Origin of the sequence: Hymenobacter glacialis (assembly GCF_001816165.1) — a bacterium.
Classification (GTDB): Bacteria; Bacteroidota; Bacteroidia; order Cytophagales; family Hymenobacteraceae; genus Hymenobacter; species Hymenobacter glacialis.
Genome location: NZ_MDZC01000057.1, coordinates 22,996 through 37,252, shown reverse-complemented (window position 1 = coordinate 37,252; position 14,257 = coordinate 22,996). Strand labels below are relative to the sequence as shown.

13 protein-coding genes are annotated in these 14,257 nt (G+C 56.6%); 2 read left to right on the top strand and 11 right to left on the bottom strand.

The genetic code is table 11. The features are described from left to right. Positions 1-54 precede the first annotated feature (54 nt). A complete protein-coding gene (gene uvrC / locus BEN48_RS08020; protein WP_070734076.1) occupies positions 55-1,890 on the top strand; it encodes an excinuclease ABC subunit UvrC in 1,836 nt (611 codons plus the stop codon). 130 nt (positions 1,891-2,020) lie between these two features. Here the strand turns inward: uvrC and porN are convergent, their stop codons facing one another. From porN to lipB, 10 genes are all read right to left on the bottom strand, one after another. Then, positions 2,021-2,989: a type IX secretion system ring subunit PorN/GldN gene (gene porN / locus BEN48_RS08015; protein WP_070734075.1), complete on the bottom strand. Its 969-nt coding sequence runs from the start codon at positions 2,987-2,989 to the stop codon at positions 2,021-2,023. Positions 2,990-3,048: 59 nt separating this feature from the next. Continuing rightward, the gene (porM, locus tag BEN48_RS08010; protein WP_070734074.1) at positions 3,049-4,626 is read right to left on the bottom strand and encodes a type IX secretion system motor protein PorM/GldM; all 1,578 of its coding nucleotides are present in this window, start codon (positions 4,624-4,626) and stop codon (positions 3,049-3,051) included. Positions 4,627-4,676: 50 nt separating this feature from the next. Beyond that, on the bottom strand, positions 4,677-5,447 hold the full coding sequence (gene porL, locus BEN48_RS08005; RefSeq protein WP_193408665.1) for a type IX secretion system motor protein PorL/GldL: 771 nt from the start codon (positions 5,445-5,447) through the stop codon (positions 4,677-4,679). A 116-nt stretch (positions 5,448-5,563) separates the two neighbouring features. Beyond that, positions 5,564-6,583 (bottom strand): T9SS ring complex lipoprotein PorK/GldK, encoded by a 1,020-nt coding sequence (porK, locus tag BEN48_RS08000; protein WP_070734072.1) that lies wholly within the window; start codon positions 6,581-6,583, stop codon positions 5,564-5,566. A gap of 248 nt (positions 6,584-6,831) precedes the next feature. After that, positions 6,832-7,824, bottom strand: a complete 993-nt coding sequence (locus BEN48_RS07995; RefSeq protein ID WP_070734071.1) for a PorP/SprF family type IX secretion system membrane protein — start codon at positions 7,822-7,824, stop codon at positions 6,832-6,834. Between the two features lie 150 nt (positions 7,825-7,974). Next, positions 7,975-8,805 (bottom strand): uroporphyrinogen-III synthase, encoded by an 831-nt coding sequence (locus BEN48_RS07990; protein WP_070734070.1) that lies wholly within the window; start codon positions 8,803-8,805, stop codon positions 7,975-7,977. 82 nt (positions 8,806-8,887) lie between these two features. After that, a complete protein-coding gene (locus tag BEN48_RS07985; RefSeq protein WP_158010126.1) occupies positions 8,888-10,018 on the bottom strand; it encodes a DUF4271 domain-containing protein in 1,131 nt (376 codons plus the stop codon). Positions 10,019-10,091: 73 nt separating this feature from the next. Beyond that, positions 10,092-11,174 carry an MraY family glycosyltransferase gene (locus BEN48_RS07980; protein WP_070734068.1) on the bottom strand — a complete coding sequence of 361 codons (1,083 nt, stop codon included), beginning with the start codon at positions 11,172-11,174 and terminating at the stop codon, positions 10,092-10,094. A 69-nt stretch (positions 11,175-11,243) separates the two neighbouring features. Further along, on the bottom strand, positions 11,244-11,660 hold the full coding sequence (locus BEN48_RS07975) for a hypothetical protein (RefSeq protein WP_070734067.1): 417 nt from the start codon (positions 11,658-11,660) through the stop codon (positions 11,244-11,246). A gap of 60 nt (positions 11,661-11,720) precedes the next feature. Next, entirely contained in the window at positions 11,721-12,518 is a 798-nt protein-coding gene (gene lipB / locus BEN48_RS07970; RefSeq protein WP_083320883.1) for a lipoyl(octanoyl) transferase LipB, read from the bottom strand. A gap of 200 nt (positions 12,519-12,718) precedes the next feature. Between lipB and BEN48_RS07965 the strand changes: the two genes are divergently transcribed. Continuing rightward, the gene (locus BEN48_RS07965; RefSeq protein WP_070734066.1) at positions 12,719-13,078 is read left to right on the top strand and encodes a YraN family protein; all 360 of its coding nucleotides are present in this window, start codon (positions 12,719-12,721) and stop codon (positions 13,076-13,078) included. A gap of 49 nt (positions 13,079-13,127) precedes the next feature. Here the strand turns inward: BEN48_RS07965 and BEN48_RS07960 are convergent, their stop codons facing one another. Further along, positions 13,128-14,162 (bottom strand): toxin-antitoxin system YwqK family antitoxin, encoded by a 1,035-nt coding sequence (locus BEN48_RS07960; protein ID WP_125932533.1) that lies wholly within the window; start codon positions 14,160-14,162, stop codon positions 13,128-13,130. Positions 14,163-14,257 lie beyond the last annotated feature (95 nt).

The following is a 14,257-nucleotide window of genomic DNA, read 5'->3' as shown; positions in this document are numbered from 1 at the left end:
CAACGCGCCCTTCGAATCAGCGTAATCAAATCAATCAGCGGTAATCAGCGATTTATGGCAGCCAAACCCGAACTGCAAGCCCTCATCAACGCCCTGCCCCACAAGCCGGGTGTATACAAATACTTTGACGACGAGGGCATAATCTACGTCGGGAAGGCCATCGACCTGCGCAAGCGCGTGAGCAGTTACTTCACCAAGCAGGACCACAACAAGAAAACCCAGCAGCTGGTGCGCAATATCAAGCGCCTGGAATTCACCATCGTGGACTCAGAGTCCGATGCGTTTTTGCTGGAGAACAACCTCATCAAGCAGCATCAGCCCAAGTATAACATCCTGCTGAAGGACGGCAAAACCTACCCCTACCTCTGCCTAACCAATGAGCGGTTTCCGCGCCTCATTCCCACCCGCAACAAGATTAACGACGGCTCGCGCTACTACGGCCCCTACGCCAACGGCACGGCCTTGAACGTGCTGCTAGAGCTCATCCGGGCGCTGTACCCGCTGCGCACCTGCAACTTCCGCCTGAGCCCGGAAAACGTGGAAGCCGGCAAGTTCAAAGTCTGCCTCGAATACCACCTCGGCAACTGCAAGGGCCCCTGCGAGAACCACGAGGACGAGGCCCGCTACAACGGCTACATCCAGCAAATCCGCAACATTCTCAACGGCGACCTGCGCATTCCCAAGCAGTACTTCCGCGAGCAGATGAGCGCCGCCGCCCAGGACATGCAGTACGAGCTGGCCCACCAGTTCAAGGTAAAGCTCGACAAGATTGAGGCCTTCCAGGTGAAGAGCACCATCGTCTCGGCTACGCTCACCAACATCGACGTGTTTGCCATCGCCAGCAACGAAAAGTCGGCCTTCATCACCTACCTCAAGGTTATGAACGGCTCCATCATCCTCACCCAGTCCCTGGAAGTTACCAAGAAGCTGGACGAGGAAGACGCCGAAATCCTTGCGCCGCTCGTGATGCAGATGCGCCAGGAGTTCGAAAGCGAGTCGCGCGAAATCATGACCAACGTGACCATCGAGTTGCCGCTGCCTGGCGTCACCCTCTCCGTCCCGCAAATCGGCGACAAGCGCAAGCTCATTGAGCTGGCCCTCAAAAACGTGCTTTACGCCCGTAAGGAAAAGGAGAGCATGAACGAGCGCAGCAAGGACGTGAACGAGGTGCGCATCATGGAAACCATAAAAAAGGACCTGCGCCTCACCGAGCTGCCCAAGCACATCGAATGCTTCGACAACTCCAACTTCCAGGGTGATAACCCCGTGGCTGCTATGGTGTGCTTTCGCAACGCCAAGCCCAGCAAAAAGGACTACCGCCACTACCACATCAAAACCGTCATCGGCCCCAACGACTTCGACTCCATGTACGAGGTGGTATCGCGCCGCTACCGCCGCTTAGTAGATGAAGGAGCCAGCCTGCCCCAGCTCGTCATCGTGGACGGCGGCAAGGGCCAGCTCAGCATGGCTGTCAAGGCCCTGAAAGACCTCAACCTGTGGGGCCAGATTCCCGTCATCGGCATCGCCAAGCGCTTGGAGGAAATTTACGTACCCAACGACCCGCTACCCATCTACATCGACAAGCGGAGCGAATCCCTGCGCCTCTTCCAGCGCATGCGCGACGAAGTGCACCGTTTCGGTATCACCTTTCACCGCTCCCGCCGCGACGCCGCCACTCTCAAAACCGAGCTTACCGACGTGAAAGGCCTCGGCCCCGTCACCGCCGACAAGCTCCTTAACAAGTTTAAGTCCGTCAAGAAAATCCGCGAGCTCACTGAAGCCGAACTCATTGCCGAAGTGGGCAAAGCCAAAGCCAAAGTCCTCCAAAACTACTTCGCCCAAAACGACGCCCCCTCCCACCCCATGCCCGCCCGCCAGCTCCCCAGCTAACCCAATTCCCTTAGCTAGCCACAACCAAACAAAAAAAGACCCTCGCACAAGCAAGGGTCTTTTTCATTCGCTTAACTGCAGCCGACTACAAAATCCGTGTAATCCGCTAAAATCCGAGCTAATCCGTGGTCTAGAAACTCCACAGGTTGTACTCGTACTCAATCAGGTCGGCAGCCGTCTGCTGAGCAGCCAGGATGCCCTGCTGGGCACCACCGTAGATGTCATCAAGGCGGCTGTCGCTTACGTTGGATACCTTGGTGATGTACGAGTTGAACAACCACAGCTCGAAAGCGTCAGCGAGGTTCTTGTGCTGGGCATCGTTCTCGGAGTTGAACCAGATAGCTTTTTCCGGGTTGGCGCGGAACATCTTCACCAGGTCGCTGTACTTAAACGTCGCGATTGGCTTCTCAATACCCGAAGCATTCGAAGCCAAGGTCGAAGGGACGTACAGCGTGATGGACTTGATGTCGTGATACATTCTCGACCGCTTCTTGTCGAAAATCATATCCTCTTTCAATTCCATCGAATACAGGTCCTTGTAGCGGTACTGGTTGCCGAGGGCAACCGGAGCCGCTACGGGAGCCGGAGCCGCCGCCACCATAATGGTTTTGCCTCGCTTGTCCTTCATTGGGCGGCCATTAGCGTCCAATTTGGCCACCTTTTTCACAGCAGCAGCTTTCTTGGGGGCCGGAGCGCCCCAGTCATCACCGCCGCCGTTCAGGTCCTTTTCGCTGAAACCGGCTGCCTTCTCTTCGTCGCTCAGTTTGAAGCCTTCGTCAACGAAAGAAGTATTACCTGTTACTTCCTGTGCATTAAGGGTAGTAGTTAGCGAATCGCTCTTGTAAGCCTGCAACTCACCGCGCTTCACTGCTTCCAGGATAACGCGGCTGATTTCTTTGCCTTCCGAAAACATCGGCTTGTTCTGCTTCTCGCGCAGGTCCACTTGCCGCCAGATGCTCTTGCGGAACATTTGGTCGGATGGCGGAATCGGGCGGTGCGAGCCCGTGCTGCTGGCCGTGGTGGCCTGCTCCTGGGCCGCCGCCGTCAACGACAACGTCAAGCCTGCCGCAATAGCGGCCAAAGTGTGAATGGATTTCATATCAGGCAAAAGCAGATTTACTTTAAGATAGTTCGATAACGCGGCCTGGGCCGAAGATATTACAACAGGGGAACGTTAAATTGCTTGGATACATTCACCGGCTCCACAGTACCCTGGAAGTTCTGGCGCTGCACGCCCTTCACTTCAATGTAGAGGCGGTCACCTTCGCGGTAGGCATTCACCACATCGCTCAAGTCAGCCGTAGGGCCGTTGATGGTGCGGGTCTGCAGGGCGGGCCGACGGCCACGCACCAAGGTTACCTCATAGCTCGACACGCGGAACTTAGCGTCGTCGGGCAGGAAGGTAGCAAAGCCTACATCCGGAATGGCACGAAGCGTCATCGAGCGCATGGCAGAGCCAGGAGTCCCTTGCTTTTCGTTCACCTGACGGCCACCCACGAAGCACTCAATGGTAGGCTTAGGGATGGGGCGAACCTGGAAGGTTTGCGAGCCAATGGCGTTGCCGCCGCTGCTCACGTTCAGGGTCACTTCTTTGGAGTTAGGCACCAGCGTCACATCACCGGTCTTAGCACCGGAGAGCACCGAAGCCCCCGAGGCGGAGAAGCTGGGCTTGTACTGAGCGCCCAGTGCGGGCACCGATACGTTCAGCTTGTTGCCGCACTTGAAGTACAGCGCCTGCACCGAAGCCGACTGGATTTGCATTACCGGCTTGGTCACCGTGTAAGGCACTTTCACCGTGAAGGTGGTGTCGCGGCCGTTCTGGTTGAAGCGAATGGTGCCAGTCCAGGAGTTTTTAGCGCTACCCGAAGCATCAAAGTTGCCGGGACGAGCCGTGAATTCCACCTTGCCTTTGCCATCAGGACCAACCGACAGCGGGCTGCCGTTCAAAGTCATGCGGGGGCTGATGCTGGTGGCCGAAGCCGTCAGGAACAACTCGGCTTTGTACTTGGTGCCGGCGGCTACCGTGTTCGACTCGGCGCTGGCAAAGGCCCCGATTTTGTCGAATACGATGGTCTTGGCACCTACTTTCTCCGCCTGCTTCTGGAGCGCCTCAGCTTCCATTTTCAGGATTTCGGTCTCCTTCTGCGAGATGGTGGCCAAAGCGGCTACCACCGGCGTGTTTTCGAAGTTGAGCTCCGCGAAGTTCTTGGTGCGCTGGTCTTTCGTTACGCGGCTATCTTCTTTGCCGTCGAGTGCCAAAGGAGAAGCATCGGGCACAAACTGCTTCATGTAAGCAGCGTACTCGTTCAGCTTGGGCTTCATCGTGGTATAAGCAATACCGTTCTTCTTGCCGCCGAGCATGGTGATGGCCACTTTGTCCTCGCCGCTCATGTTTTTCACATCAGTGGCGGTGTTCTCAGTCGCTTTCAACAGCTCTTCGCGCACACCGCGCAGGTACGACACCAGCTCCTTGGTTTTCTGACGAATTTCTTCGCTTTGGGCCAATACTGCTTTGTCGCGGGCCTGGTTTTGGTTTTTCACCACGGCCGCCTGGATACCTTTCACGGTACCGTCGGCTGCTACCGAGGTCTTGTCATTGACGCTCAGCAAGCTGTCGTCGATGAACTTGAACTTCAGCAAAATTGCTGAGTTCACCTGAAGCGCCAGAAGGGCCGTTAGCACGAGGTACATCATGCCAATCATCTTCTGCCGCGGGGTTTCTTTTCCGCCTGCCATTATCTGTTTCCTCTAAAAATTGGATGAAGAACTGAATTGCTGTCCAGCAATTAGGCTTGGGCCGGAGCCCGCATGGCGTTCAGCATGTTGCCGTACACACGGTTGAGCGACGTGAGGTTGCCGGTCAGGTCAGCCACCTGCTTCTGGAACTGCTCGGTGTCTTTGCCAGCCTGGGTCATGTTCTCCATGGCGTTGCTCAGCGTGCCGTAGAACTGGTTCATGGACTTGAGGTGCGTGTTGGCGTCCTGCAGTTCCATTTCGTACACTGCGTTCAGGGCGCCCAGGTTCTTGGTCACGTTCTGCACCTGCATGTGGTACTCTTTGGCGTCCGAAGTAGCGTTCGACATGGCCGAAATAGCTTCTACCGTGTTGCCGTAAGCCACGTTGATTTTGTCCAGCGAATCGGCCGCCGTGCGTACTTTCTTGGTGTACTCATCGGTTACGTTGGTAGCCTCGCCCAGCTGCGCCAGCTGCGAGGTGGTGGTGCTGAGGCGGTTCAGGCCCTGGCCCAGGTTGGTGAGTGCCTCCGGCGTTACGTTGGCATTCTTCAGCATGTCGTCGAGCTTCATGGTCAAGCCCTTAGCATTGCTGCTCTCAATGGCACTGTTGCCAGTCGAAGGGTCGTAGCCTTCGTTCAGCTCGGGGTAAACAAGCGACCAGTCATGCTCTTTGGACTGGGGCTGGAATGCGCTCAGGAAGAAGATAATAGCTTCTGTGCCCAGGCCTACGATAAGCATTTCGTCGGCACCTTTCCAGTGCTCGATTTTAAACAATGCGCCGATAATAACAACTGCTGCACCGATGCCATAGATTTTGGGCATCAACGTATCGTAGAGAAAACTTCCTTTAGCTGCCATGAGATTTTAACTGATTGAAAGGTGTTAATGTAGGTGTTGTAGGGGGTGATGAAACAGGTACTTAGCTGTTATAATAAAGCTTAGTTGAGGGAACGATTCGAACCCATGCCAATCTGAATCATCGAGCAGCGGAAGCCGATGTAGGAGCGGGCCGAGTCCTGGTATTCAAAGTTGCGGGTACCGGTTTCGAGGAAGTACGCAATGTCTTTCCACGAACCGCCGCGCACTACTTTGCGGGGCTCGTTGTCGTCGGGGTTGGTGGGATTCAAGTCCCATACCACCGGCACCGAAGCCTCCATGTAAGCATCATCACACCACTCCGATACGTTGCCCGCCATGTCGTACAGGCCGAAGTCGTTCGGGAAGTATGAGCCTACTTCCGCAGTGTAAGAAAAACCATCGGAAGCGTAGTCGCCGCGGCCGGGCTTGAAATTGGCCAGCATGCAGCCCTTGCTGTTGCGCAAGTACGGGCCGCCCCATGGGTAGGTAGCCAGGTCGCGGCCACCGCGGGCGGCGTATTCCCACTCGGCTTCCGAGGGAAGACGGAAGTTGGGGTCGTTGGCGTAGCCGCTTTCTTCACGTGCCGCGTTCCGGAATTTGGTGCGCCAGTTGCAGAAATATTTAGCCGCAAACCAGTCCACGCCTACCACCGGGTATTCGTCGAAGGCCGGGTGGGTGTAGTAATACTCCAGCAGGGGGTCGCCCATGTGGTAGGTGAAGTCCCGCACCCACACCGTGGTATCGGGGTACAGCTCCGTCATCACATACTCTTCGCCCAGCACGTCCAAGGAATCCATCTTGATGGCGTCCATGAACTGGCGGTACTCGTTGTTGGTAATTTCCGTCTCGTCCATGTAGAAGCCGGCGATAGTCACCTGCTTGTTCATGTTAACCATAGAAGCGGAGATGTCCTGGTCCGTCTGGCCCATGTGGAACGTGCCACCTGGGCAGGGAACCATGCCAAAAGGCACTTCCTGGGGGTTAAAGATGGGCCGGTCATCCGAACCAACCAGGTCACCCTGAGGTCCTTTGCCAAATCCACATCCACCCAATAATGCTCCGGAGATAGCGAAAAGGGATAGTGCTAGAAGCTTGTTCATGAGAGTTAGAAATTCTGTTTTAATTACCAATACCGCTAAAGTGCATTTGGATAGGTTGGCAAATCTACATGTATTTAGGGTGATGTGCAATACCTATCATTTTCTGCACACGGCCAAATTCGGGGCAAACACGCTGAATAGCGCAAATAACTCTGTTAATCTGTTTTATTTTTTTTGGGGCAGCCTAAAATTTGTCCTACCCTAGGCAAATAATCGCCTCGTAAATATAGTGCCGAGAAATAGGAAAATTAGAAGCTGTAGCGTGGCGTGCGGATAGCCGGCCGGATAAGGAGTCCTGGTTTGGGCAACCGGTAAGAGAGCATAATTTCATGTGAGCTAAGCGCCCGGGCATCTTGGTTGAAGGCAATGAAGTCGAATGCGTAGCCAACGCGCATGGCGTTGTCCTTCGAAAAGCTCAGGCCAAGCAGGCCCGAGATAGATTCTTCGTGCCGATAGTTGGCACCTATCCAATATTTATCGTCGATAGTGGCACGAACGCCGCCTTCGAAAGAGTAGTTCTTTGCGTTGTTAAATTTACTGGCGCTGGAAAAATCACCTGGTAATACGGCCTTTGCCAGCACCATAGGTGTGACCACAACGTTTGAGGTGGCGTCTATATTGTATCCCGCCGTGAAGTAGGCATGGTTCTCGGCCAGGTAGTTGCTTTTGTTGCCGCTGGTGCCCGCGCTTTTGAACGAGTATTCGGAACGGACCAGGTTGTTCAGGCTGAGGCCGGCGTAGAGCTTCGGCGATTCGTACCACAGGCCGGCGCCCAAATCAAACTTGTTGTCGGAAGCGTCGCGGGGCACGTTAATGTCGTCGGGGTCGATAGCACGATAGGTGCCCTTGCCCAGATAGGTGTAGATGCCCTGGATGCCAACGCCCAGCTTGCCCGAGCCCAGCTTGATGTGCTGCGAGTAGGAAAGCGCGGCATTGGTCATCTTGGCCTGGCCGGCCTGGTCGTAGTACACCGCCACGCCCACGCCCCCGCCCAGGGCCAGCACCGGCAGCGAAAGCGTAACAAGGCCCGTGCGGGGGGAGCCGCCGGCGTCCACACCGCTGTAGTTAAGGTACTGATAGCGCAGAATAAGGCCAACTTCCCCCTGCCCTTTAATACCGGCGTACGCCGGGTTCAAGTACATGCCATTGAGCCCGTAGTGGGTAAACTGGGGCTGCTGCTGAGCGAGCGCAGTACCAGCTACTGCCAGAAGCAGCAAAGTCGCGAATAGCGTTACTTTCATAAGGGCGGTCAGGCGGCAGTGTGGGAAAGAAAGGTAGCGGGCGCAAGAAGGATACTAGCTTCCAAATGTAAGCCAAAAACATGCTTCTGCACACCTACCTTAAATCCCTGTCCAAACAGGAATTTAGTCGGTTCCCGATGCCATACCGGGCTAACCGTTTGAATTGCCGTTTTTCTGGCTGGTCTTGCCAACTTCTGCCTGCGTGTGCTGGCGGATATACGCTTCAATGGCCCCGGTCATGGAAGGCGCATTGGGGTGCGGGGCTTCAATATCCAAGATTAAACCCGCATCGATTACTGCCTTGGCGGTGGTGGGCCCAAAAGCAGCAATGCGGGTACCGTCCTGCACGAAATTAGGGAAGTTGATTAACAGCGAGCTGATGCCCGAGGGGCTGAAAAACGCCAGGCAGTCGTATTTCACATCCGAAAGGTCGGACAGGTCACTGGCTACTGTGTGGTAGATTACGGCCTCCGAAAACTTCAGATTGTTGGCACGCATGAACACCGGCAGGTCGTCCTTGCGGATGTCGGAGCACGGGTAGAGGAAGTTCTCGCCCTTGTGCTTCTTGATGACCTCAAACAAATCGGCGGCGGTGCGCTGGCCCACAAAGAGCTTGCGCTTGCGTAGCACAATGTACTTCTGCAGGTAATTAGCGGTCTGCTCCGAGATGCAGAAATACTTCATCTCGGCGGGCATTTCCAACTTGGCTTCCTGGCAAATGCGAAAGAAGTGGTCGACGGCGTTCCGACTGGTGAAAATCACCGCCGTGAATTCCGAGATGTTTACTTTTTCGCGCCGAAAATCCTTGTAGGATACGGGCTGTACGTCAATAAACTCTCTAAAATCGACTTTGATGCCGTATTTTTCAGCAATGGCGAAGTAGGGGGATACGTCGCTGGTAGGTTTGGGCTGGGTAACCAGGATGCTGCTGATTCGCTTGGCATGCCGGCCTGTACCCGGCTTGTCTGCACTCTCGGCCATACAGGAAAGGAAAATAAAGGGTAATGTTAGGACAATAAGAGGAGGCGTATGAGTTGTTGCTACAGTAATCGACAGCAGTCAATCAGTATGTAAAGACGATAAGTTTAAGTAAAACCAGTAAAGGCAACACTTCAGTGGCGCAAAGGTAAGCAAACAAATGTAGATTCAGGAGAGAGGCGTGGGTGTGCAGCGTGCGGGTAACTCGCAGAACCGTACCGACAAGCACGATGCCAATAACCGCACTGGCCGCCCAGGCTACGGCGCGGGGGTAGCTGGCGTTGAGGCTGAGGTACAGGAGCAGCGCCACGGGCAGAAACAAGCCACTGAGCAACGTGGTGCGCAGAAACTCCCGATACTGCACATTGACCAACCCCTGCAAACCAAAAATATAAGCTAGAATATTAACATACAAGTACTTGGCGAAAACAAATGCCGTGATAAGCCCCGTATATAGAAAAACGCGGGCGACGATTGCCGTTTCGGGCACGTTGAAAAAACGACGCAATAGCGGCAGGTTCTGCAAATCGGTGTGTATAGCGGTGAGCAACAAGCCGAACGACAGGGCAAAGAGCACCACCAACAACAGATTCAGCAGCGAGAAAGCAGGTTTAACCAAAAAGGCCTGTTGGTCGCTGCCGGTGCCAAACAACTCATCGAGCTGAAAAACCCGGGACAATCCGGGCTGGTAGGTGGTGCGCACCGCGCCATAGGAAAGGCCCAGCACCAGCAAAAACCCCAGGTACACGTTCTGGCCCCGCGGCCCGGGAACCCGGGGCTGGGCTTGCCCCGCCTGAGCCCGGGGAACACCCGCAACAGCGCTGCTCTCGCTCACCCCGGAGAAGGACGCCAGGGCCGGCTCGCCGTCGGGCTGCCACACGGCCAATAGGTGCGTGCCGGGGGCAAGCTGAGCGGGTAGGAGCTGCGACAGGTCGAGGGAATACGTGGTGGCCGTGCGGGCCGAAAAAACGAGTTGATTATCAAGAAACAGGCTCAGGCCGGGCTGGGCCGCGAAGGAGAGCGGGAAAGACTGGTCGCGCTCGACCCGTACCCACTGGTAGTAGGCATGGGCTGGCTGGTGGTACCCCGGCAGGTACAGCACCAGCAGGTTGCGCGTGGCATCGTGGATGAGCCAGTCTTCCGACAGGGCAGAAGGCGATGATGGCGGCAACTGCTTGTACTCGCTGGCTTGCGCAGGCGTTACCAAGGCTGCCATAGCCAGCAACAGACTGCAAACCAGCAGCCAGGAGGTGCGCAAGGAGCCCGGCAGTGCCATGAAACGAAGCGTGTTAATTGCTGCTTTCGGCGGCCTGCAGCTGCCGGCGTGAGATGCGGCTTTGGTACACCCCAAAGAAGATGCTTAACAGAGCTGAGAAAGCTGCCAGGGCCACGATGAGCACGGTATTGCCCAAGGCAGCAAACCGAATGACGAACAGGATAACCAGAATATTGAGCAAGCCCAGCAGCAGCACCGTGCTGATTTGCTGAAAGCCCATAGCCAGAATGCGGTGGTGGATGTGGTTTTTATCGGGCGAGAAGGGGGAGCGCCCGGCCAGCATGCGTAGGGAGAAAACCCGCAGGGTATCAAACAGTGGCACAAATAGGATGCCGACAGCCACTGAGGGCGACGAGGAGCCGAACGGCTCTCCTACCCGCGCACCCATTTCGATGAACTGGATGGCCAGCACCGACACAATGAAGCCGCACACGAGGGAGCCCGTATCGCCCATAAAAATGGGGGCCCGGTGGAAATTATAGCGCAAAAAGCCCATCAATCCGCCAATGAGGCACACCGCTACGTAAGCGTAGTTGCTGAAAGCCGGGCCGCCGTACTTAAAGAAGTAGTACCCAAACGTGCTGCAGACAATGAGCACAATGGTGCCGGCAAGGCCGTCGAGGCCGTCGATGAGATTGATGGCGTTGGTAATGCCCACGATGACGCCCAGGGTGAAAGCGAAGCTGACGCCTACTGGCAGGGTCCAGATGCCCAGGATGCCCTGAAAGCTGGTGATGCGGACGTCGGCCATTATCATCACAATACCCGTGGCCAGGAGTTGGCCCACAAATTTCTTGGAAACGGACATGCCTACCAGGTCGTCCTTCAACCCCACAAAAAAGAGGATGATACAGCCAGCCAGCAGCTCTTTGGCGCCGTTCTGGAGAGGGCCGAAAATGGTGAGGGCCGACATGAACCCCGCAAACACGGCCACGCCGCCCAGGCGCGGCGTGAGCGACTGGTGCACCGTGCGCCCGTTGGGCGTGTCGAGCATGTTTTTGAGGTGCGCAATGTAGATGATGGACGGCACCGCGAAGAGGGACACCAGCAGCGCCCACATCCAGGAGAGTACCAAGGGAATATCAAAATGGGTCATAAAGTATCCAATAGGCCACCCGGGAAAGTCAAGTTTTTAACAAACCGAAGCGGAGCATTAATTAAAACCTTAGCTATGTAAAACCCCTGCCCGGTCGAGCAAAGCAATGTGGGTAAAGTTATCGGCTACGATGGAGTCGGGCACGAAAATAAATTTCTTGTCAAAAATCTGGGGGCCATTGTAGTAGCTGACCCAGTACTGATTATTTAGATGAAAAAGCGCCGAGTCGATGGGTTCGACGGGCACCGCGGTGTGGGGCGGTACTTCTTCGAAAACGTAGCGCAGCGTGGATGTGCGCACCTTCTCCCCGTCGTCCTTTAGGCCGTAGCCATTGGCATTCACAATGACGTTTTGCAGCGGAAAGGCGTTGTGATTGAGCAGGTAAACCTGCCAAATAGTTTGGCCTTCGGACGTTAGGGCCGTCTCGTCGGGAATGATGGCTACCGAAACGCCTTCTACGGGGTCAAAGGAAATGTTTTGTTTCAAGGAAGCGGACTTTAGGCAATTTCTACGGGTTGGGAGAAGGTGGCAGGCGCTTGCAGGCGGCTACGCACGGACCTCGGTGGCTCCGAGCAATTCGAGTAAGTGAGGCACCAGCCGTTCCTGAACGTCGGCAACCGATACGGACGCACCGTTCTCCAACTCTTGTGCCAGAGAAGTCACGGCTTTGTCGGTGATGCCGCAGGGCACGATGTGGCCAAAGTAGCGGAGGTCGGGATTGACATTCAGGGCGAAGCCGTGCAGCGTGACCCAGCGGCTGCACTTCACACCCAGCGCGCAAATCTTGCGAGGGTTAGGGGCGCCCTCTTCCCAATCCAGCCACACGCCGGTGAGCCCGGCAATGCGGCCGGCGCGCAGGCCGTATTCGGCCAGGGTGCGAATGACCGCCTCCTCCAGGGTACGTAAATACCAGTGGATGTCGGGCCGGAAGTTGTCGAGGTCGAGAATGGGATACCCCACCAACTGGCCGGGGCCGTGGTAAGTAATGTCGCCGCCGCGGTTGATGCGGTGGAAGCTGGCTCCGTGCACCTCCAGAGCGGCATCGTTGAGGAGCAGGTGCTCGGGCTTGCCGCTTTTGCCTAGGGTGTAGGTGTGCGGGTGCTGGCAGAGCAGCAGGTGGTTGGGCGTAGGGGCCGGGGCGGCCCCGGTGGTTTCGGCCAGGCGGTTGTGGGTTTTCACGGCCAGTGTGGCATCCATCAGCTCTTGCTGGTAGTCCCAGGTGGGCACGTACTCCACCAGCCCGAGGCGGTGCACCCGCAGGGCCGGGCCGGGAACCGGCGTGCCTTCAGCGGCGGGGAGGGTGTCGAGCAGTTGGTGGGGTAACTGGTCTACGGAGGAGGCCATGAGCGTGGAAAATGGTAACGGGACGCAAAGGTACTAAGCACCGTAGGCTTTCCCGGTTCCTTCTTCTGCGGGCTTCCCGCTTTCCGCTTCGCAACCTACGAGCTCAACATAGCCGGGGGTTTGCCGGCCAGCGGCTAGCTTGCGGCTGCTCTCCGGCGCTTTCTTTATAGCAGTCGGCTCATTCCTTGCCCTCTCGACCAATGGCCCATGCCCCCCACGAGTTAGGCCGTGCCGGCGAGGCCGCCGCGGCCGACCATTTCCTGGCGCTGGGCTACGAAGTAGTGGCGCGCAGCTACCGGCACGGCCGCGCCGAGGTGGACCTGGTGGTGCGGCGCGGCGCGGCGCTGCTGGTATTTGTGGAGGTAAAGACCCGCTCCTCGGGGCAGTACGGGGCACCCGAAACGTTCGTCTCGGCCCGAAAAAAGGAGCTGTTCCGACTAGCGGCCACTCACCTGCAGGAAGAAATGGACTGGCGCGGCGACATCCGCTTCGACATCCTGGCCCTCACCCTGCTCAGCCAGGGATTCCGCCTCGAGCACTTCGAAGATGCGTTCTATTAAATGGCTGAGCAGCAGCTGTTGGGGCGATGTACCCCAGTAGCACTGCCACTTACTTGGCGCGTTTCGGCAACACCTTGGGCGCGGCGCGGGGCACGGGACGGCGCAGGCCGGGCCGGTCCACGGCCTCAGGCTGTCCGCGCTTGTCGATGTTTTTATCCTTATCGAAAATGATGGTGGCGTTGCGGTTGTACTCCCGCACGAGTTCAGGCTCAGTCACTTCCGGGTCGTAGCCGGACTCGGCGTACTGGTACTCGTAGTGGCGGCGGTTGCGGAAGCCCCAGTACTTGGTCCAGGTGCCCACGCGCTTGCCGTTTTCAAACTGCCCGCGCCAGTCGGCCTGGCCATTGATGAGGAACTTGGCGTAGTCGCCTTCCAGCTTGCCGTTCACATAGGGCACCACTTCGTTGATGAGGCTGCGGTCTTCGCCGTAGTAGCTCACGTTGGCGTCGCGCGGGAAGCCCATTTCGTAGTGAATTTTGGTGAGCAGCACCCCGTTTCGGTCAAACCGCTCCCAACGCAGGTGGCGGGTGCCCAGGGCATAGTAGCCCGTCTCTATCACCTTGTTGTTTTGCAGCTTTTTGTAGGGGCCGTGCAGAATTTTCAGGCTCGCAATGTCATCTTCAATGGCCGCGAGCTTCAGAATTTTGTGCTTTTTGGTATCGTAGTAGTAGTGGGCCGGCGCATAGGCATTGAGCGGCAGCGGATACTTCAGAAAGTAGAAAACTTCGATAATCTGATTGCGGCCCTTGGCACCGGATTTAGCAAAGCCCTTTTTGATTTTTTCACCCAGAAACACCTTCTTTTTCTTGCTGGGCTTGCGCTGGGCTGCCTTTTCGGCCTCTTTGGCGGCACGCTCCTGCTCTTTGCTAATCACCACCTTGCGGGCCGTGCTGAGCGACGGGCTCCCTTTGAGCGTGTCGGCGGTGCGGGTGAGCGTGTCCGAAGCCAGCACCGTTACGGCCTGCTCCGGATTGCTATTGAAGGAAACCGCTTTGCGGGTGCACGCCCACGGCAGCAAGGTGGCCAGCAGCAGCGCAAAAGACAGGAAACGCAGCGGCCGCAGCCACAAACGGGAAGTAGGCATGAATCGCACGGGATGATTTTGCGGCACTAACGTAAAGGTATACCGGTTTGGTGCCCCTGCTGGTAAGGGAGCAAGTTGGTGAATAAAGGGAGGGC